General features: G+C 59.3%; 20 protein-coding genes and 1 pseudogene. 18 read left to right on the forward strand and 3 right to left on the reverse strand.

The features are described 5' to 3' along the window. The first annotated feature begins 26 nt into the window (after positions 1-26). Positions 27-668: an RdgB/HAM1 family non-canonical purine NTP pyrophosphatase gene (gene rdgB / locus AC07UB_RS10805; protein WP_494652931.1), complete on the forward strand. Its 642-nt coding sequence runs from the start codon at positions 27-29 to the stop codon at positions 666-668. Beyond that, on the forward strand, positions 655-1,815 hold the full coding sequence (gene hemW, locus AC07UB_RS10810; protein WP_494652933.1) for a radical SAM family heme chaperone HemW: 1,161 nt from the start codon (positions 655-657) through the stop codon (positions 1,813-1,815). The genes rdgB and hemW overlap by 14 nt, the downstream gene beginning before the upstream one ends. A gap of 7 nt (positions 1,816-1,822) precedes the next feature. Here hemW and AC07UB_RS10815 read toward each other — a convergent pair whose 3' ends face one another. Beyond that, positions 1,823-3,004: a penicillin-binding protein activator gene (locus AC07UB_RS10815; protein ID WP_492791460.1), complete on the reverse strand. Its 1,182-nt coding sequence runs from the start codon at positions 3,002-3,004 to the stop codon at positions 1,823-1,825. 200 nt (positions 3,005-3,204) lie between these two features. On the opposite strand from AC07UB_RS10815, the gene rsmI reads away from it, so the two are divergent. From rsmI to AC07UB_RS10840, 5 genes are all read left to right on the forward strand, one after another. Beyond that, on the forward strand, positions 3,205-4,155 hold the full coding sequence (gene rsmI, locus AC07UB_RS10820) for a 16S rRNA (cytidine(1402)-2'-O)-methyltransferase (RefSeq protein ID WP_494652935.1): 951 nt from the start codon (positions 3,205-3,207) through the stop codon (positions 4,153-4,155). Continuing rightward, positions 4,145-4,612, forward strand: a complete 468-nt coding sequence (locus AC07UB_RS10825; RefSeq protein ID WP_494652937.1) for a YraN family protein — start codon at positions 4,145-4,147, stop codon at positions 4,610-4,612. The genes rsmI and AC07UB_RS10825 overlap by 11 nt, the downstream gene beginning before the upstream one ends. An 85-nt stretch (positions 4,613-4,697) precedes the next feature. Further along, complete coding sequence (gshB, locus tag AC07UB_RS10830) at positions 4,698-5,639, forward strand: glutathione synthase (protein WP_492791457.1); 942 nt, start codon at positions 4,698-4,700, stop codon at positions 5,637-5,639. A gap of 107 nt (positions 5,640-5,746) precedes the next feature. Then, positions 5,747-6,589, forward strand: coding sequence for a hypothetical protein (locus tag AC07UB_RS10835; protein WP_492791456.1), 843 nt, complete (start codon positions 5,747-5,749; stop codon positions 6,587-6,589). 152 nt (positions 6,590-6,741) lie between these two features. Next, a complete protein-coding gene (locus AC07UB_RS10840) occupies positions 6,742-7,710 on the forward strand; it encodes an MBL fold metallo-hydrolase (RefSeq protein ID WP_494652940.1) in 969 nt (322 codons plus the stop codon). 63 nt (positions 7,711-7,773) lie between these two features. Here AC07UB_RS10840 and AC07UB_RS10845 read toward each other — a convergent pair whose 3' ends face one another. Further along, positions 7,774-8,445 (reverse strand): hypothetical protein, encoded by a 672-nt coding sequence (locus AC07UB_RS10845; protein ID WP_494652942.1) that lies wholly within the window; start codon positions 8,443-8,445, stop codon positions 7,774-7,776. A 306-nt stretch (positions 8,446-8,751) separates the two neighbouring features. On the opposite strand from AC07UB_RS10845, the pseudogene AC07UB_RS10850 reads away from it, so the two are divergent. The 10 genes and pseudogenes from AC07UB_RS10850 to AC07UB_RS10895 all read left to right on the forward strand — a co-directional run. Next, positions 8,752-8,856, forward strand: a pseudogene (locus AC07UB_RS10850) (ATP-binding protein); the annotation flags it as partial. A gap of 54 nt (positions 8,857-8,910) precedes the next feature. Next, positions 8,911-10,689, forward strand: coding sequence for a recombinase family protein (locus AC07UB_RS10855; RefSeq protein ID WP_494652944.1), 1,779 nt, complete (start codon positions 8,911-8,913; stop codon positions 10,687-10,689). A gap of 343 nt (positions 10,690-11,032) precedes the next feature. Then, complete coding sequence (locus tag AC07UB_RS10860; protein WP_494652945.1) at positions 11,033-11,482, forward strand: ester cyclase; 450 nt, start codon at positions 11,033-11,035, stop codon at positions 11,480-11,482. Between the two features lie 302 nt (positions 11,483-11,784). Then, a complete protein-coding gene (ada, locus tag AC07UB_RS10865) occupies positions 11,785-12,876 on the forward strand; it encodes a bifunctional DNA-binding transcriptional regulator/O6-methylguanine-DNA methyltransferase Ada (RefSeq protein ID WP_494652947.1) in 1,092 nt (363 codons plus the stop codon). Further along, on the forward strand, positions 12,877-13,536 hold the full coding sequence (locus AC07UB_RS10870; RefSeq protein ID WP_494652948.1) for a DNA-3-methyladenine glycosylase family protein: 660 nt from the start codon (positions 12,877-12,879) through the stop codon (positions 13,534-13,536). A gap of 217 nt (positions 13,537-13,753) precedes the next feature. Then, positions 13,754-14,404 (forward strand): DNA oxidative demethylase AlkB, encoded by a 651-nt coding sequence (alkB, locus tag AC07UB_RS10875; RefSeq protein ID WP_494652950.1) that lies wholly within the window; start codon positions 13,754-13,756, stop codon positions 14,402-14,404. A 570-nt stretch (positions 14,405-14,974) separates the two neighbouring features. After that, the gene (locus tag AC07UB_RS10880) at positions 14,975-15,541 is read left to right on the forward strand and encodes a methylated-DNA--[protein]-cysteine S-methyltransferase (protein ID WP_494652952.1); all 567 of its coding nucleotides are present in this window, start codon (positions 14,975-14,977) and stop codon (positions 15,539-15,541) included. Then, positions 15,538-16,287, forward strand: a complete 750-nt coding sequence (locus tag AC07UB_RS10885) for a 2OG-Fe(II) oxygenase (RefSeq protein ID WP_494652954.1) — start codon at positions 15,538-15,540, stop codon at positions 16,285-16,287. The genes AC07UB_RS10880 and AC07UB_RS10885 overlap by 4 nt, the downstream gene beginning before the upstream one ends. Positions 16,288-16,430: 143 nt before the next feature. After that, positions 16,431-16,949, forward strand: a complete 519-nt coding sequence (locus AC07UB_RS10890; protein ID WP_494652956.1) for a methylated-DNA--[protein]-cysteine S-methyltransferase — start codon at positions 16,431-16,433, stop codon at positions 16,947-16,949. A gap of 74 nt (positions 16,950-17,023) precedes the next feature. Next, complete coding sequence (locus AC07UB_RS10895; RefSeq protein WP_494652957.1) at positions 17,024-17,578, forward strand: hypothetical protein; 555 nt, start codon at positions 17,024-17,026, stop codon at positions 17,576-17,578. Positions 17,579-17,630: 52 nt separating this feature from the next. Here AC07UB_RS10895 and AC07UB_RS10900 read toward each other — a convergent pair whose 3' ends face one another. Further along, on the reverse strand, positions 17,631-18,101 hold the full coding sequence (locus tag AC07UB_RS10900; protein WP_494652958.1) for an FAD synthase family protein: 471 nt from the start codon (positions 18,099-18,101) through the stop codon (positions 17,631-17,633). A gap of 103 nt (positions 18,102-18,204) precedes the next feature. Between AC07UB_RS10900 and AC07UB_RS10905 the strand changes: the two genes are divergently transcribed. After that, complete coding sequence (locus tag AC07UB_RS10905) at positions 18,205-19,059, forward strand: gamma-glutamylcyclotransferase (protein WP_494652959.1); 855 nt, start codon at positions 18,205-18,207, stop codon at positions 19,057-19,059. Positions 19,060-19,100 lie beyond the last annotated feature (41 nt).

Raw genomic sequence — 19,100 nt, forward strand, 5'->3', positions numbered from 1 at the left:
GTTCTCCTCCCGGATAACCATTGCGCATGAGTGATCATCGCCGAATCAGCGGCCGCCTTGTGATCGCGACCCACAATCCCGGCAAGCTCGCCGAGATGCGCGAACTGCTTGCGCCTTACGGGGTTGAAGCGGTGTCGGCGGCGGAACTCGGCTTGGCCGAACCGGATGAAACCGGCACGACCTTTCAGGCCAATGCCCGCATCAAGGCGGTAGCGGCCGCGAACGCCACAAAACTTCCTGCATTCGCCGACGACTCAGGTCTGGCGGTCGATGCGCTCGACGGCCAGCCCGGAATCTATTCGGCGCGCTGGGCCGGCGAAGACAAGAATTTTCTCGCAGCCATGTCTCAGATCGAACGCCTGTTGCAGGAGCGCGGCGCAAAAGAGCCCACGCAACGAAATGCACATTTCGTCTCGGCGCTGTGCGTCGCCTGGCCCGACGGACATCTGGAAGAGGTCGAGGCCCGCGTCGACGGCACGCTGGTGTGGCCGCCGCGCGGCACCGCGGGATTCGGTTACGATCCGGCTTTCCTGCCGGACGGTCATGCGCGAACCTTCGGCGAAATGACCAGCATCGAGAAACATGGTTTGCCGCCGCACGGCATGGGGCTGTCCCATCGCGCGAAGGCGTTCGTGAAACTCGCGGAGATGTGCCTTGGCAAAAGCTGACGCACAGCCAGCCTTCGGCGTTTACGTGCACTGGCCGTTTTGCCTGTCGAAGTGCCCGTACTGCGACTTCAACAGCCATGTGCGTCACGCGCCGATCGACGAGTTTCGTTTCGCGCGCGCCTTCGAGCGCGAGATCGAGACCACCGCCGCGCGCACGCCCGGCCGCGAAGTCACATCGATCTTCCTCGGCGGCGGCACGCCGTCGCTCATGCAGCCGCAAACCGTCGGCGCCATTCTCAACGCCATCGCCAAGCACTGGTCTGTTGCAAGCGATGTCGAAGTGACGCTGGAAGCCAATCCGACCAGCGTCGAGGCGACACGTTTCAAGGGTTATCGCACCGCCGGCGTCAATCGCGTGTCGCTCGGCGTGCAGGCGCTGGACGATGCGTCGCTGAAAGCGCTGGGACGTTTGCACACCGCGCGCGAGGCGCTTGATGCGGTGGCCATCGCGCGCTCGGCGTTCGATCGCTACTCGTTCGACCTGATCTACGCACGGCCCGACCAGACGCCGAAAATGTGGGAAGACGAACTGAAGCTCGCAGTCGCGGAAGCCGCCGAGCATCTGTCATTGTACCAGCTCACCATCGAACCGGAGACGCCGTTCTTCGGCCTTCACGCCGCGGGCAAGCTCAAGATTCCCGACGAGGACGTCGCGCGCGCGCTGTACGACGTGACTCAGGACGTTTGCGCGAAGCTCGGCCTGCCGTCCTACGAGATTTCCAATCACGCGCGGCCGGGCGCGGAGTGCAAGCACAATCTGGTTTACTGGCGCGGACAGGACTATGCCGGCATCGGTCCGGGCGCGCATGGCCGTCTCGACATCGACGGCATCCGCCACGCCATCGCCACCGAGAAACGTCCCGAGACCTGGCTGATGCGCGTCGAGGCGCAGGGCCACGGCGTGATCAGCGACGAACTGCTCAACAGTGAAGAACGCGCCGACGAGTACCTGCTGATGGGGCTTCGTCTTGCGGAAGGCATCGATCCTGCGCGCTACAAAGCGCTGTCCGGACGTTCGCTCGATCCGAGACGCATCGAAATCCTGCGTGACGAAGGCGCGATCGTCGTCGATCCGGACGGCCGCGTGCGCGTGACGATGCAGGGCTTTCCCGTGCTGGACGCCGTGGTCGCGGATCTGGCGGCCTAGAAAGTTATTACGCTCCGAAACTCTTCGGCGATCCGGCGACGGTCTGCCCACCGCCCGGCGTCACCCGCATCACCGCAAGGCCGCGCTCGTTGGTGCCGTCGCTGCGGAAACGAAACAGTCCGTCGATGCCCGCGAAACCCGACGAATTGGTCAGTACATCCGGCGAAAACCGCTGCCCGCCCTGCGTCCGCGCCAGTGCCGCGACCAGCGCAACGCCGTCATAGGCCAGCGTCGCGGTGCGTACCGGATCTCCGCCGTACTTGGCGCGATAGCGGGTTGAAAAACTTCGGAAGCCCGACGGGTCCGGCGCTGCATAAAGCCCGCCACGCAGATTGGCGTTGGCGAACACGCGCGGATTGTCCCACAGGCCGGTGCCCAGCAATTGCAGGCGTTTGAGATCGGCGCCGTTTGCCGCAAGCGCATCGGCAACGCCGACAACGGAATCGCCGTCGTCGGCAAGCAGCAGCGAATCCGCGGCTGTCAATGACGCGCCGAACGTGCGCGCGGAGGCCGCGGGATCGCCGCTGTATTTTTCGAACGCGACGATACGGCCACCCTTGCGGGCCACCGCCTGCTTGAAGGCCGCCTCCACCACGTTGCCGTAGGCATTCTCCGGCAGGAACGCGGCGAAGGATCGCTTGCCGGTGCTTGCCGCGTAATCGACGATGCGGTTGACGTCGGATTCCGGCAGGAAGCTCAAAAGATAAACGCCACGACCCGCGACACTCGAATCGGTCGAGAACGCGATCAGGGATACACCCTTGGTCCGCGTCAGCTGTGCTGCGGCGGGAACCGACGGCGCGAACAATGGCCCCAGAACGATCTCGGCGCCTTCGTCGAGCGCCTGCTGTGCGCCTTGCTGCGCCCCCTGCGCCGTGCCGGCATCATCCTTGATGAGAAGCTGGATGTTGGGATTCTGGAATTCGGCGAGTGCCAGTTCCGCCGCGTTGCGCATCGACTGCGCGGCGACCCCCGCATTGCCCGATGCGGACAACGGCAACAGCAAGCCGACCTTGACCTGACCAGAACCGACGGCCGATGGCTGTTGCTGCGGCCCCGCAGGCTGCTCGCCGCCGGAAAACGGCGACCCAGCACAGCCCGCGATCAGCGGCGCACCCAGAATGAGGCCGACAGCGCTCCGGCGGGTCGCGCCGGTGCGTGGAGGCTTTGAATTGAACGGCGCAACCATCGTATTTCTTCCGTCAAGTCCGTCCGGAGGAGCCCGGGTCTTCGTCCTCAGGATCGTCTGGAAGGGGATTCAGGCATATTGTCGGCCATAAGTTAACTAAAACAAAAGCATTTCCGCGAGGACCGGTAAGGAAAGACCGCGATTGTATAGTTTGCAGTTGCGAACAAGACGAAGCGATCCATCGGCGCTAGATTGTCCGGATGCGCGCCAAGAATGTTCCCACCTCCTCGCCCGACCGATCTCCCGACAGTCCCGTTCGCACCTTCACGGTCGCCGGGCAACTCGTGAACGCGCCGAAAGCCGCTCCGGGCCTTTATCTGGTCGCAACGCCGATCGGCAATCTCGGCGACATCACATTGCGCGCACTGGAAACGCTCGCGGGCGTCGACGTGGTCGCCTGCGAGGACACCCGCATCACGCGGCGGCTGATCGAACGATTCTCCATCGCGGCATCCCTGATTCAGTATCACGAACACAACGCGGCGGTGGCGCGGCCGAAGATTCTGGAGAAGCTCGCGCAAGGCGCATCGATCGCGCTGGTATCCGACGCCGGCACGCCGCTGATTTCGGATCCCGGATTCAAACTGGTGCGCGAGGTCAGCGCGGCGGGCTTCAACGTCATCGCGTTGCCCGGGCCGTCGTCGGTGCTGGCGGCGCTTTCGGTCGCGGCGCTGCCGACCGACCGGTTTTTCTTCGAGGGATTCCTGCCGTCGAAACAAGTCGCCCGCCGCACACGCCTCACCGAACTGGCGCGCATCGACGCCACGCTGGTGATGTTTGAGAGCGGCGCCCGGGTGCAGGATTCCCTGCAAGATCTCGCAAGTATCATGGGCGAGCGCGAAGCCGCGATCTGCCGCGAGATGACCAAGCTGCATGAGGAGGTGCGTCGCGCGACGGTCACCGAACTCGCGGCGGTGGCGGACGAGCTTGAGACGCGCGGCGAATTCGTGCTGGTAATCGGTCCGCCCGCGGCCGACGCCGGGCTGATGACCGACGACGCGCTCGACGACCTGTTGCGATCGTCGCTGGCGCGCGGCAGCGTCAAGGACGCCGTCGCTCATGCCGTCGAAGTCTCCGGACGGCCGCGCCGCGAGATTTATGCGCGTGCGCTCGAATTCGCGAAAGAAAAGCGGAGCGGCGATGACGACTGACGATCCGCCATCACCGGCTTCGCGAACACTCAAACGTCGTGGCACCATCGCGCCAACGGGTTCAGCGCCCGAGGATCGCACCGCAAAGACTCCTTCGCCCGCGCGCGTCGCGGCGTTTCAGACCGGAATTTCCGCCGAAAGCAAAGCTTGCGTCTACCTGATCGCCAAGGGCTACCGTATTCTGGCGCGGCGCTTTCGCACGCCCTACGGCGAGATCGACATCGTGGCGCGACGGCGCGGCCTGCTGGCCTTTATCGAGGTGAAGGCGCGCGCCACGCTCGATGACGCCGCCTATTCGGTGACGCCGCGACAGCAGCAGCGCATCATCGCGGCGGCGCAAGCCTGGCTGATGACGCATCCCGAACACGCCGATTTCGACATACGGTTCGACGCCGTCCTGATTGCACCGAAACATCTGCCAAAGCATCTGATGGCGGCATTCGACGCCAGCACGTGACCAGCAGGGTTGCGTGGATTTGTTCTGGAAAGATACCTCCAAATCGACCAGATTGCCGCCGCAAGCCAACAAACGGAATTAGAGCATGAAGCTGAAAGTCGCCGTCCAGATGGACCCCATCGCGCGGATCAACATTCGCGGCGACTCGACGTTTGCCCTGTTGCTTGAAGCGCAAAAGCGCGGCCATGCGCTGTCGTATTACACGCCTGAAAAACTGTCCCTGAAGGGCAAGCAACTGGTCGCGAGCGTGCAGCCGCTGACGGTTCGCGATCAGGAAGGCGATCACTTTACCCTAGGTGACGCCAGCCGCGTCGATCTGGAATCCTTCGACGTGGTTTTGCTGCGGCAGGATCCGCCGTTCGACCTCGCCTATATCACCACCACGCATTACCTTGAGCGCATCCATCCGAAAACGCTCGTGGTGAACAATCCGGCCAGCGTGCGCAACGCCCCCGAAAAGATTTTCGTGATGGAGTTCGCCGACCTGATGCCGCCGACTCTCATTTCGCGTGACAAGGACGAGATCAACGCATTCCGCGCCGAGCAAGGCGACGTGGTGATGAAGCCGCTCTACGGCCATGGCGGCGCTGCGGTGTTTCGCGTCACGCCGCAAGACATGAATTTCGGCTCGCTCTACGACATGTTCGCGGTGACATTCCGCGAGCCGTGGGTGATCCAGCGCTTCCTTCCTGAAGTGAAGCACGGCGACAAGCGCATCATTCTGGTCGATGGCGAATTCGCGGGCGCCGTCAATCGCGTGCCGGCGGCGGACGATCTGCGGTCCAACATGGTGCGCGGCGGGGCCGCAAAGGCGACCGACTTGTCGCCGCGCGAGCGCGAAATCTGCGAGCGGCTGAAGCCCGCCCTGCGCGAACGCGGCCTGCTGTTCGTCGGCATCGACGTGATTGACGGCCATCTGACGGAAATCAACGTCACCTCGCCGACCGGCATCCGCGCCATCGCAAAGCTCGGCGGCCCCGATGTGGCAGCGAAGATCTGGGATGTCATCGCAGCCAAGCGTGCGTGATGCGAGCCTGTCATTTAATCAATTGCTGACCACTTTCTGCCAATTTGATTGACGGACCCGGGTCCGCGGCTGATCAAACTGCGGTTTTGCACCGGACGGTTGATTGAATGGCGCTTGAAGTTTTCAACGGCACATCGATTCCACGCGAGCTGGCGACAGCCGCGATGGAATTTCTGTGGGCGAAGTGGAAAACTCTCAACGATACCAACGAATTGACGGTCCAGCGCCTGACCGAGGAATGCAGCTACAGGCTGCGCGCCAACTCCATCCACATGGTGAGCGTCGGCGACGACTTTGCCTATATCTACGTCGGCGAAGCCATCCAGGCCGCCTCGCCCGAGAAGCTCGGGGGCTGCCTGCTCTCGCAACTGACCAATCCTCTCAAGGATGAGTTCGGCGAGGTCTATCGCCAGGTTGCCAGGCGCATGGCTCCTTCCTTTATCCGTTACACGGGCGGGCGCTCGCAGAGCGGCCAGGTCTGGCAGCGGCTGGTGCTGCCGATCAGGATCACCGAAAGCACCGTGATGCTGGTGATCTATTCGGAATTGATCAGCTATCAGCTCGAAGTCTATGAGCATTTGTTCCGCACCGCGCCGGACGCCATGGTGATCGCGTCGCCGATTACGAATGATGTCGGCCATGCGGTCGACGGCTGGGTCGTGATGATGAACGATCGCGCCCGGCAGCTTCTGAATTTCGACGGCAGTATCGGCAACTTGCGCCTGACCCAACTTCCGCAATTTTCCGGCGTCGATATCTGGGGCCGACTCTACGCACCGAAATCGGCCGCCGCGGTGACGCCGGTGACCACCGCAGAATTCGACGTCGAGATTATGCGTTTTCCGCATGTGTTCGGGCTGCGCCTCTCGCCCAAGCCCGGCAGGCTCGACGCAAACGAAGCGACGCTGGTTCCGGACAGCCGCATCCACGCCCACGCCCGTCAGGATTGATTTCTCTTAGATATCAACTCGAGGCGTCGTCATGCTGCAAACGCATCGCGCGCAAGCGCCCGCTGTTGCGCCGCTCCTTGCCAGCTCGTGGATACCGGCTTCATAATCCGGCCACTGCAGGCGACGAACAACAAAAGCCAATGGAGGAACGCATGACGATCGATGTTTCGCGACGATCTCTCCTTGCTCTCGGTGCCGGACTTACTGCAACGATGATGAGCCGTGACGCGCTGGCGCGTGCGCCAAAGCTCGGTACGCAGGCTCCCTACTTTCATCGCTTCAAGCTCGGCGGCGCGGAGGTGACGGTGGTGTCCGACGGGCCGCTTCCGCTCGGTGATCCGTCCGGCACGTTCGTCGGCGTGCCCAAGGAAGACGTACAGAAGATGCTGGCGGATAATTTTCTCAGCACCAGCAACGTCATTCTCGAACAGAACGCGCCGATCGTGAATTTCGGAGACCGGGTAGTTCTGTTCGACACCGGCATGGGCACGTCGAAGCTGTTCGGGCCGACGACTGGACGCCTGCAGAAGAGCATCACAGAAGCCGGACTCAAACCGGAAGACGTCGACGCCATTGTTTGCTCGCATGCCCATATCGATCATATCGGCGGCATCGTCGACGAAGGCGGCAAGCCGCTGTTCCCGAACGCGCAGGTTTACATCAGCCAGGCCGATCTGGACTTCTGGACCGATGAAAAGAAGATGGACGGCCCGCTGAAGGACTTCATCGTTCACGCCCGGAAAAACCTGATGCCGGTGCGCGACCGCATCGTGTTCTTCAAGGACGATCAGGAATTCCTGCCGGGCGTGACCGCCATCGCGGCGCCCGGCCACACCTTCGGCCACCACATGTTCATGATCCAGTCGGAGGGAAAATCGTTCGCTTTCCTCGGCGACCTCACCCACCATCAAGTGCTGCTGCTGGAACGTCCGCGGATGGAGTTCGCCTACGATTCCGATCCCAAGATGGCGGCGGCGACAAGGGTCAAGATGCTCGACATGCTCGCGGCCAACAAGACGGCCGTGATGTCGTATCACTTCGCGTGGCCCGGATACGGCCATGTGGTGAAGGTCGGCGACGGCTTCCGCTACATCGCCGAGCCGATGATCATGAACCTCTGAAGATAAGAGCGGCAGCGGGCAGACTGCTCGCTGCCGCGATTCCTCAGTCGAACAGCACGCAGCTCAGCGCGACATCACGCGCACCCCGACAGGCCACATCCGCTCGCCGTCGATCGAACTTGCGCCGATCTCCCACCCAGCACCTCCCCAGACGGCATCGACGGCGCCGAGCACACCTGAACTGTCGCGCACGTAAAAAATATTCGGGACCGCATCGGTCAGGAGCGTTCCGGGTTCGCCGCTGGCCTGGATTTTCAGCAGACACCACAGATCGGCGAGACGGGTCTCATGCCGATCTTCGAGTTCGGCAATGATGTGGTGATCGCGCGACGGCCGGAGCAGCGTGTGAAACTGAAGTACCGTCTCGCCGTCCGCATCTTCGATCTTGATGACAAAGCGGCGCATGAAGGTCGCACCGAGCCATGCGATCCTGACGTCGGCAGAGGGCGCGATATTTTCCTTGAAGTGCTCGCCCGCCGAAAATTTTTGCGCGCGCGACAATGAAGACGTGGTCGGAGGATCGAGCGGCTCCGCAGCCGGCGCAGGACGTGGACAGTTCACCCTTTCGCCATGGATCAGCCGCTGAGGCCGATGCGCCCTGTTGCTATGGGCGACCTCGGGATCGTCCGTGCCGGCGACCGCAGCCGATCGCGGGGAAAAATCGTTAAATGGAGCCAGTATCGCCAGCAGCAGCAACAACGTCAGATGCAGAAACCGGCGAAACAGGCTGGTCATTTTCTTGTTCCTTGAATTCGGGCCCCGAAAACAAGGTAAATAGAATTCAGCGCGAGTATACCTATGTATTAATCCTTGGTTAAGGATAAAAGGAAAACTAAAATTGGCAAATATATTCTGATTTATTTTAATCAATACAATCTATACTTGGACTAATATTTCAAAATCGGTGTTCGCTTTTGGGCCGGGTTTCGCTTTTGGACCGGGTTTCCAAGCGTCCTTTCAAAAAGACCGTTCTGCCTGTTCCCTAAATGTTCTTGCGCATGCCTCCGTTCCTGCTAGGCTTTCCCACGGGGCGAGGGAGCTATGGTTCAGCGCGTTTCCACGGTGGCGTTTGAAGGCATCGAAGCCCGCGCGGTGGACGTGCAGGTTCAGGTCGCGCCGGGGTTGCCAGCCTTCACTATAGTGGGTCCAATTAACCCGAAACGGTGTTAAGGTAAGCCATTCTCAACGAATGGCTTTCTCATGGGACCCCGCGCCTTTTCCTATCTCCGAATGTCTACCGACATCCAGCTTAAGGGCGACAGTCGACGTCGGCAGCTGGAGAAATCTCGCGCTTATGCCAAGGAGCACGGTCTGGAGCTCGCCGAAGGCGACGAGCTCGAGGATATCGGCATATCTGCTTTCAAGGGCGCCAACGTTAAGGAAGGGGCGCTCGGGCGATTCCTAGCGGCGGTTGGGACCGATTCGGTACCGAAAGGTTCCTATTTGCTGGTGGAGTCGCTTGATCGCATTAGTCGACAAAAAATCGATCAGGGCCTGGCCCTGTTCCTTCAAATCATCAATGCGGGGATCAACCTCGTCACTCTTATGGACGGTCACGTTTACCGAACAGGCGAAACAAAGCTGACCGACCTGATTATCTCTCTCGTCGCAATGAGCCAGGCGTACGAGGAATCTGCAAAAAAGGCCGATCGAGTCGGGGACGCTTGGAAGTACAAGCGAAAGTTGGCCTCTGAGGGCCGTCCGATGACCAAGTGGGCTCCGGCGTGGCTCACCTTGTCTCCGGACCGGGAGCGGTTCGATGCGATTCCGGAGCGGGTTGACGTGGTCCGATTGATCTTCGAGGACGCAGCAGCCGGGATCGGGATGTACCGGATAGCAGCCCGGCTGAATGTTTCTCAAACGCCAACCTTCAACCCGTCGGACGGCTGGCATCAGTCGTATGTCTCCAAAATCCTGAGCAACCGGGCGGTCCTTGGAGAATTCCAGCCCCGCAAGAGGGTAGACGGCAAACACCTTCCAGACGGCGAGCCAATCGAGAATTACTTCCCGCGGATCGTGGACCGGGAGCTATTCTATCGGGCGCAGAACGGTAAGGAGCAGCGCCGGGTAAACGGAGCGGGTCGCAAGGGGACCGGTTTCGCAAACCTGTTCGGCGGACTCGCCGCGTGCGCCTACTGCGGCTCGGCCATGAAATTCGAGAACAAGGGATCGGGCCGGAAAGGTGGCGCGTATCTCATCTGTAACGACGCCAAGCGTCGACTCGGGTGCATGGCCACCCGGTGGAAATACAGGGACTTCGAAGCCTCATTCCTTGCATTTGTCCAAGAGCTCGACCTCGACAGTATCATCAACGTCAGCGATGACGCCGCCGTCCGAAAGACTCTGGAGGACGAGAGATCCACGCTGCAAGGCGAGCTACAGTCTGCCATGCTCGCTTCGGAGCAAACATTCGCTTCGCTCGCTGCAGGTGGTCCCGTCGAGTTCTTGACAGGAAAGTTAACCGAGATTGCAGCTCGATCGGCCGAGCTGAAGGCATTGCTCAAGGCGAATGAGGACAAGCGCCAGAACACCGAAGCCAGGAGGTCGCGCCTTACAGAGAGCAGAGACGAGATACGGGCACTCGTACAGCGTCTTCAGGGCGAGACGAACGATGAACTCTACAAACTTCGTGCTCAAATCGCGTCGCGGTTGCGGACACTCGTTGTTTCCCTGCGGATTGCCCCTATGGGGAACGTGGCTCCGCCGTCGCAAGAATTAATGGCCACGAAGCTGGGAGAGATATTCAACCGCTCGGACGAGCTGATCACCGAATTCATGACGCGGGCGGCCGAGATTCCCGAAAACAAAGGACGACGGTATTTTGCTGTTCGTTTTGAAAACGCCGCTAATCGAATTGTTTATCCGCGAGACAACAATCCGCTCCGCTACGAGATGCAGATCGAAAAGACCAAAGCCGGCTTTATGGTGGACCGAGAGGCCGAGGTGCTAAAGGAGATCAATGAAGCACCCTCGGCATAATCGTCACAATTCCGATGTTATGTTTTAGGATGTCGGTCGCGATGATGATCAGATGAAGTGAGAAGTTATTTTCGATCTCTGCAGCCTGACCTCCAGTCGAACACGTACAGGATATCGCTTTCAACCTCAGTAAACTCGACACCCGAGAACAGGAAACCGCACAGGTCTGCTAAACAAGCGAGGCGGTTCGTTTTCCGCATTGCTCAATCAAAATAATTCAGATCCGAGTTTTGATTTCAAGGCAAGAACCGGAGTTTGGCGGGTCAGCGCCGAGCGTAATCCCTTGCTCAGGTTATCGACCGATGTCGGTGATCGTCACGAAAGATCATAAGGAATGACTTCAATGAGCAAGGAAGATGATAACAAGGCCGTTGTCGGTCGCTGGTTCACCGAATTCTGGGGGAAGAATGTCAATCTCGGAGTTATCGACGAGATCGCCGCGCCGGATATGTTGCTCAAATACTCGCTGCATGAACCGCGCCGTGGTAGGGAGGACATCAAGGCCTTCATAACCGATTTTCGTGCTGCATTTCCCGACCTTAACTTCTGGGGTACCGCGGATCTGATTGCGGAAGGCGACTACGTCGTCGGTCAATGGGAAGGCGGCGGCACTCATACAGGCCCGGCCTTCAATGACTTCCTGATCGGAGGCCTCCCCGCTGCGACCGGCCGCAAGATGCACTTCACCGGCACCACGGTGCTGAAGGTGATCAACGGCAAGATAGTCGAAGAAATCGGCCTCGATGACGGCGTGACTACACTGACTCAACTCGGGCTCATCAAGGCCGCTTGATCGGGGCCCAATTTTTGCAGATCGTCAACAAGGTCCGCACAAGGGTGCGGACCTTGTTTTTTTGATCGGGTTTCGGGTCGCGCCGCCAGCATGCGGTCGGATATGAACGTCGTGGAGATGCTGCGCAGGCGCGCCTGACGTTCGGATGTATTCAATTCAAGGAACCCGCTCGGGCAACATCTATCAATTCTGGAGCGGCCCAGCTGGATGGGGCAACGATCGAATTCGAAAGCAAGGACCGGAGTGCTTTCAGCGGGCACTGGCAGCAGTGTCGATCGATCCAATATGTGAGACATAAGACGATGACAGCGACTCTCACCAAGTCCGTGAAACAACCGCCCCCGTCAGCCGCAGACGATCCGCGTTGGGCGCGAGTTCTCGCACGCGACAAAACAGTGGATGGCCACCTCTGGTATTCGGTGTCGACGACAGGCGTCTATTGCCGACCGTCGTGCCCCTCCCGTACAGCCAACCCTGAGAACGTTCAGCTTCATGACAGTCTGGAAAGCGCCAAGGCGACGGGTTTCCGACCGTGCAGGCGTTGCAATCCGGACGGCCTCTCAATCGAACACGAGAACGCAACTCTGGTTGCAAAAGCGTGCCGGATTATCGAAGACAGTGAAGAAGAACTATCGCTGGAGGAATTGGCGGGCGCGGTCGGTCGAAGCTCGAGCTATTTCCATCGCGTATTCAAGGCCGTCACCGGCCTGACACCGAAGGACTATGCCAGCGCCAATCGCGCTAAGAAGGTCCGTCAAGGGTTAGACTCCGGAAACACGGTCACCGAGGCGATCTACGACGCCGGATTCAATTCCAGCGGGCGCTTCTACGAGAAATCGACGAACATGCTGGGCATGACTCCGTCGCAATATCGGGCCGGCGGCACGAACGAGGAAATCAAGTTCGCGGTCGGACAAACCTCCCTTGGCGCTATTCTTGTCGCCTCCAGCAAGAAGGGTGTCGCGTCCATTCTGCTAGGGGATGATCCGGACAAGCTGGTCCGTAATCTTCAGGATCGCTTCCCGAAGGCGCGTCTCATTGGCGCCGACCACGACTATGAGGCCCTGGTTGCGCGCGTCGTCGGCTTCATCGAGGCGCCGGGAATAGGCCTGAATCTTCCGCTCGACGTGCGCGGCACGGCCTTCCAGCAGCGCGTATGGCAAGCGCTTCAGGAAATTCCCGTGGGCAAGACAGTCTCCTATGCAGAGGTCGCCCAGCGCATCGGCTCGCCAAAGGCCGTGCGAGCGGTCGCGGGAGCGTGCGCGGCGAATAGTCTCGCCGTCGCCATTCCCTGCCACCGCGTGGTTCGCAATGACGGTGCGCTCTCCGGCTATGCCTGGGGTGTTGAACGCAAGCGCGCGCTGCTCGACCGGGAAGCCTCGCAAGGCACCTGAATGCGAAAACGACGCAAATCGAATATCTTCTCGCGATACAAAGAGTCTGTCGCCTTCCTAAGCAACCTTGACGACGATTGGGCGCACCTTGTTGCCCACGTCGGTCCGTGCCGGCATGACCCTAAAGCCGCACGCGAACCTTATGAAGCATTGGTTCGGGCTATTGGATATCAGCAACTCACCGCAAAAGCGGGTGACGCGATTATCGCGCGGCTGAAAGCTCTCTATCCGGAGGTCCCGTTCCCGACGCCGGAGAACATTATCGCGGCCGAATTCGACACTCTGCGCGCTTGTGGTTTCTCCGCTACGAAAAGTGCGACCATCAAGGCCATAGCTGAAGGCTCACTCTCGGGCTTGATTCCGTCTCGGAAGGTCGCCCTGAAAATGGACGACGAGGCACTGATCGCCAGAATTGTCACGATCAAGGGCATCGGCCGTTGGACCGTCGAAATGCTGCTCATGTATTCGCTTGAGCGCATGGACGTGTTGCCCGTGGATGATTTCGGTGTTCGCGAAGGCTATCGCGCACTCAAGTCGCTTCCCGAACCCCCGAAGCCCAAAGAACTGCGCGAGATCGCGAAGGCCTGGGCACCACACCGCACCGTCGCCTCATGGTATCTATGGCGCATGCCTCGGGAACGGGGGAACGTCTTGGAGTAGCAGCGCCGCAATCGAAAATGCCGATTTGAAAGCAAGAGTCGGAGCGCTGACCGCCGCAAACATGCGGTATTCCTTCTCCCATCAACACCGGTAATCGCCAACCGACCCGGCGTTGCAAGCAGATGGATTGCTTCGCCTCTCGCTACATAAGCGGCGATCTTGAAGTCAGTTTATCACAGTGTTCGGTCGGGACGCGTACCTTAGGGCATTATCCAGTATGGATGATTTTTTCGATCTCGTTGCGCACCTATATCCGCCAAAGGAGATCATGGCGGATGGCGCCGTGTTACTACGCGGGGCAGCACTCTCATTTGAAAGCGAACTCTTGGCGGCGTTGGCCGACATAACCGCCACATCGCCTTTCCGCCAGATGATCACGCCAGGCGGCCATATAATGTCGGTCGGAATGACAAATTGCGGTACCGCCGGGTGGGTCACAGATCGCACGGGATATCGCTACGACCGGATCGATCCCGAGACCAAGAACCCCTGGCCCGCCATGCCATCCTCATTCCAAGACCTCGCAGTCGCGGCGGCAGCCGCTGCGGGCTACTCGGATTTTCGGCCAGACGCGTGCCTTATCAATCGTTACGAGCCCGGCGCGCGCCTGTCGCTTCATCAAGACAAAAACGAGAGAGATTTCGCTAATCCCATCGTCTCTGTATCATTGGGGCTGCCCGCTACGTTCCAGTTCGGCGGCCTAATGCGCAACGATCCGGTGAAAAGATTTGCTCTTGGGCACGGTGATATTGCTGTCTGGGGCGGACCTTCACGCCTTTTCTATCACGGCGTAACGGAATTGAAGGACGGTTCTCACAAGACCCTTGGACGCATGCGCATCAATTTGACGTTCCGGCGCGCACTCTAGCTGCGGCGCCCCCTTCAATTTGATGACAAAATACGGAGTGTCGGGCCACGGCCTTTGTATACTGTTTTATCGTCTGGTGATCGATACGTACTTGTCGAATATCGCCGGTAATCCGCGGACCTGCCGGCAAAGGGAACGCCTTGGACCATGCCCCTTTATTGCGTATCGAACGTAAAGACAAAGCGGGAGAAGCGTTGCGGCACCGAGGATATGCCGGACGCGGTTGCGGGATTCGCCCCTGCCGATCCGACAAAAATGCTCATCCTGAACAGCCTGAGGAAGCTCGTGTCTGACGGTCATGCAGAATGGCAGCTACGCGAGAACGGCGATATTCGAGTTCGCTTTCACACTGGCGAGACCTTCCTTCTTGCGGAGACAACGATCACTCGTATCGCATAAATTGATCAGTATCTGATCACCTGTTTTAGGCCGAGCCGCTCCACGCTCGGCCTTTTTCATGTCGATAGCCATCAATCGAAACTTTCTAATTCGAAAGCAAGCATCGGAGTTCAGATGAACTGACCATCGAATATTTCGGATCATGAGGCACACATTAAAGGAGCTGCATCGATGAACTTCATGATCACTAAGGCAGCCGCGCAAGATGAACTCCCAGCGGCGCGCAACAATGCCCCTGTCGAAGTCATATTCCATGCAACCGGCGAATGCGCATTGGGTCGTCTGCTTGTCGCTCGCAGCCTCAAGGGAGTCTGCGCAATCCTGATCGGCGACAACGACGACGAGCTGGCGACGGATCTCGCCTCACGCTTTCCATACGCCAAGCTGGTCACTCACGAGGCCATGATTCGAAATGATCTGGCGAAAGCGATCAGCTTCATAGAGAAGCCCACTAAAGGACTTCATGTTATACTCGACATGCGCGGAACGCCGTTCCAACGGCGTGTGTGGGAAAAGATCCGTGCGATCTCGGCCGGCAGGACGATATCCTACATGGATCTGGCCCGTTGGGTTGGCCCCCTGACCTCCCCACGCGCGGTCGCTAATGCTTGCGCCGCCAATCCCATCGCGCTGGCTGTTCCATGTCACCGCGTTGTGCGCAGCAATGGCGATCTGGCGGGCTACCGCTGGGGTATTGAACGCAAGCGTGCGCTGATCGCGAAGGAGGCAATGATATGAAGTCACGTTCCTCCATCGCGTCGCTCGCATCTGCAGTTTCGTCCGCAGAGACGCGAGTTTCTGCATATGACTGGCAAGCACTTGCAGGTGAACTCGACGGGTATGGGTGCGCTGTTATGCCTAAACTCCTAACTCCCGAAGAATGCCGAAACATCGCTGCACTCTATCCTGACGAAAGTCACTTCCGAAGCCACATCCATATGGCCCGCCACGGATTCGGCAAGGGCGAGTACCGCTACTTCAAGTATCCGCTTCCCGACCTTCTAGGTGGCTTGCGGACGGCACTCTATCCGCGCCTCGCCGGCGTCGCCAACGAATGGAACGGCCGAATGGGAAAAGACGAGCGTTATCCCAACAATCACGCATCATTTCTTGAGCAATGCCACGACGCCGGCCAAACACGGCCAACCCCGCTCTTGCTGCAGTACGTTCCCGGTGATTTCAATTGTCTGCACCAGGATCTCTATGGTGACCTCGCTTTCCCAATCCAGGTCGCGATTCTCCTCTCGGAGCCCGGCATGGATTTTACAGGTGGCGAGTTCGTCCTGACCGAACAGCGGCCCCGGATGCAGAGCCGGGCCGAGGTCGTTCCACTTCGGCAGGGTGACGCTGTCGCCTTCGCTGTCCATAACCGGCCGGTGCAGGGTTCGAAGGGCAACTACCGCGTGAACCTCCGCCATGGCGTGAGCCGCTTGCGCTCCGGCATGCGTCACACCGTCGGAATTATCTTCCACGACGCGAGATAGGGACGCATGCCATCCCGGCCTCCGGGTGCGTCGGCCTTGCAGAGTCCGGCCCAGCGCTTTTTCAATTTGAAAGCCAAGATCGGATCGGCCGCGCTATCGCGGTCTCCTATCTTCTCGACATAACGTGTCCGAAGGAGCGCAAGATGCGCGAAACTATACGCTTCGCATGGGGGATTAGTTCCCTCGGCGATTTCGTGCTCGCCATGTCCGACAATGGAATCGTCGCCCTGGAATTCAGTTCAGATCGCTCTACGGCGGTAGGCACACTGCGCGACCGTTTCCCCGAGGCCGACATCATCGACAGTCAGCAGCACTTGAGTGACGTCCTCGACAAGGTGGAGCGCGCAATCGAAGAGCCGGGTTTTGATCCTGCCGTTCCACTCGATTTGTATGGAACGCCGTATGAAGTCGAGGTCTGGTCGATGCTGGGCGCAATACCAATGGGTGAGACGACAAACTACGGCGCCTTGGCAGCCAAACTGGGCACCCGCGACGCCCGAGACGTGACCGAAGCAATCGCTCGCAATCCCATCGCGGTTCTTGTTCCGTGCCACCGCGTCATTAAGAAGGACGGCTCAATTTCCGGCTACCGTTGGGGCGTCAAACGCAAGCGAGAACTGCTCAGGCGTGAGCAACGTTCCCGGGCATTCCACCTCGTATAAGCCTCACACCGGGATTGCGCTGGCGCTACCACTTTCAGCGCCCTCTTTTCGCGGATTTATCCACGAGTGCAAAAGTGACACCAACTGATCTTGCGGAACCCCTTTTATTGATAGAGCTCGCGGTGCGTTCCCCGGAGGTGGCTCAAGAGCGATTTCCAGACTATCGCCTGATGAAACTCGTCGCGTCACGACTGGAACTGAACGATCCCGACATAGGCCAGCTTGCGACCATTCTCCAAACGAGCACTATTCAGCCCTCTCTCGACGATCCGAGATCTTTCGACCATCAACTTCGTTATGTGATCCATCACTACGGCTTGGGATCCCTGTTCAGCGACGATGGACCTGGTACTTATCACCACGTCATTCGTCCAACAGGCTACGATTTCCATCACGGGATCGTCGTTCCTGCGGGCATGGAGCAATGGCGCGCTGACTATCGCGCTATGTCAGATGAACGCCAGATGCTTGCTGCATCGATCATATGGCTCTACCGAGCCGGCAAAGACAATCGCTGGCTTCGGCGCGTTCCCTGCACCTGGCACGCCGCCGATGCTGTCAGTCACATGCATTCCGCCGGCATCCTGGTTGATTGGGCACGACTCTTCGCGCTTTATCCAGGTTGGTAGTGCCCCCTTCAACAATCGGCTTCTGAAAGACTCCGTTCACTCGCATTCCGCCTTAGGCCGCAACCACAATTCCTTGCTCAGGTCGCCGGAACCCGCTGAGTGCCATCGCATCGATATTCTGCAAAGTCCGGCGCAGTCGGCTGCTCGAAGTTGACTGGCTGTAGGGAAAGTAAACCACCTCCACCCCTACCTCGGCGAACTGCCGCTCCAGGCGGATCCCCTTCTCGGTGCCTAACCAATCATCGCCTTTAAAGAAGACATTGAATCGCAGATCCCGCCAAATCTCGAGCTTATCGTTTGTCATCGCGCAATGCGCCGCATCGACGAAGCGGCAACTGCGGACGATCTCAATGCGCTCGGCGAGCGGAATGACCGGCGTTATGCCTTTGTGAGCAATCAACACTTCGTCCGCGACGACGCTGGCGATAAGAAAGTCGCAACTTTCCTTAGCGCGCCGAAGCAAGTTCAGATGTCCGATGTGGAAGAGATCGAAGGCGCCAGGGGCATAACCAATGCGGATCATGGGATGCTCTTTCCTAAGGATGCTGCGTATTGGCAAATAAACTAGGCAACGCACCTCTTCGCTCCGCTTCTTGCTCCGCAATCCGACTTTCCGCGAACCGACATTGACGACAGAAATCGGAGTGCATGCGAGCGCCGTTTCGGCGATTCCTGGCGCAAGAGTCGACACGCTGATTCCATCGCCGGCGCAAGCGCACATCGGGGAACTGTTCGGGGCATCAATGACCAGACTTACAAATTCAATCGCTCGACCCGATCCGCACATCGCGCCGGTCGTAACGCGTACACTTCTGGAAAGGGATGGTGTCGCCGACATCTACGCAAAGGACGCCCCAGGTATCCGCCTTCTATCCGAGGCGGACCGCGCGAATTCACTCGCAAAGATCCTGGCTACACGGCCCGCGGGCGATATCTGGATTTTCGGCTACGGTTCACTCATCTGGAATCCCGCCCTAAAGACCGCCGAGCAAAGGATCGCGCGCCTCAACGGATGGCATCGCGCGTTCTGCATGTCGATCATCGCCGGGCGCGCCTCGATTTCCAATCCAGGGTTGATGCTTGGGCTCGACGAAGGTGGCCACTGCATGGGCACCGCATATCGACTCGACCACACGGACATCGAATCGGAGTTGCCACTTCTTTGGCGACGCGAGATGCAATGTCGCGCGTACATTCCCAGATGGGTCGAATTATTCAGCCCGGACGGTCCAGCATTCGGCCACGCTATCGCATTTACGATGGATTCCGACTGCGAAAAGTACGCGGGGCGACTGCCAACGGAGACGATGGTTCAGCGGATTGCAACAGCGAAGGGAGGGCTTGGCTCCTGCGCCGACTATCTCTTTCAAACACGGGACAGTCTGCGGGCAAATGGCATTCCCGACGCCAGAATCGAACGGCTCGCGGCAAGAGTTCAGGACGCAATCATAATCCCATCGAGAAGATCGGATCGCGGATGATGCGCCACGCGTCCAAATCTTCGCTTCGAGTGTCTCGCAGA

It is taken from the genome of Afipia sp. GW821-FHT04G03 (genome assembly GCF_059419985.1).

What these genes read in the sequence shown, in the direction of transcription:
- rdgB (WP_494652931.1), top strand. Translation starts at nt 27, where the DNA reads ATGAGTGATCATCGCCGAATCAGCGGCCGCCTTGTGATCGCGACCCAC.
- AC07UB_RS10815 (WP_492791460.1), bottom strand. Translation starts at nt 3,004, where the DNA reads ATGGTTGCGCCGTTCAATTCAAAGCCTCCACGCACCGGCGCGACCCGC.
- rsmI (WP_494652935.1), top strand. Translation starts at nt 3,205, where the DNA reads ATGCGCGCCAAGAATGTTCCCACCTCCTCGCCCGACCGATCTCCCGAC.
- AC07UB_RS10825 (WP_494652937.1), top strand. Translation starts at nt 4,145, where the DNA reads ATGACGACTGACGATCCGCCATCACCGGCTTCGCGAACACTCAAACGT.
- gshB (WP_492791457.1), top strand. Translation starts at nt 4,698, where the DNA reads ATGAAGCTGAAAGTCGCCGTCCAGATGGACCCCATCGCGCGGATCAAC.
- AC07UB_RS10835 (WP_492791456.1), top strand. Translation starts at nt 5,747, where the DNA reads ATGGCGCTTGAAGTTTTCAACGGCACATCGATTCCACGCGAGCTGGCG.
- AC07UB_RS10840 (WP_494652940.1), top strand. Translation starts at nt 6,742, where the DNA reads ATGACGATCGATGTTTCGCGACGATCTCTCCTTGCTCTCGGTGCCGGA.
- AC07UB_RS10845 (WP_494652942.1), bottom strand. Translation starts at nt 8,445, where the DNA reads ATGACCAGCCTGTTTCGCCGGTTTCTGCATCTGACGTTGTTGCTGCTG.
- AC07UB_RS10855 (WP_494652944.1), top strand. Translation starts at nt 8,911, where the DNA reads ATGGGACCCCGCGCCTTTTCCTATCTCCGAATGTCTACCGACATCCAG.
- AC07UB_RS10860 (WP_494652945.1), top strand. Translation starts at nt 11,033, where the DNA reads ATGAGCAAGGAAGATGATAACAAGGCCGTTGTCGGTCGCTGGTTCACC.
- ada (WP_494652947.1), top strand. Translation starts at nt 11,785, where the DNA reads ATGACAGCGACTCTCACCAAGTCCGTGAAACAACCGCCCCCGTCAGCC.
- AC07UB_RS10870 (WP_494652948.1), top strand. Translation starts at nt 12,877, where the DNA reads ATGCGAAAACGACGCAAATCGAATATCTTCTCGCGATACAAAGAGTCT.
- alkB (WP_494652950.1), top strand. Translation starts at nt 13,754, where the DNA reads ATGGATGATTTTTTCGATCTCGTTGCGCACCTATATCCGCCAAAGGAG.
- AC07UB_RS10880 (WP_494652952.1), top strand. Translation starts at nt 14,975, where the DNA reads ATGAACTTCATGATCACTAAGGCAGCCGCGCAAGATGAACTCCCAGCG.
- AC07UB_RS10885 (WP_494652954.1), top strand. Translation starts at nt 15,538, where the DNA reads ATGAAGTCACGTTCCTCCATCGCGTCGCTCGCATCTGCAGTTTCGTCC.
- AC07UB_RS10890 (WP_494652956.1), top strand. Translation starts at nt 16,431, where the DNA reads ATGCGCGAAACTATACGCTTCGCATGGGGGATTAGTTCCCTCGGCGAT.
- AC07UB_RS10900 (WP_494652958.1), bottom strand. Translation starts at nt 18,101, where the DNA reads ATGATCCGCATTGGTTATGCCCCTGGCGCCTTCGATCTCTTCCACATC.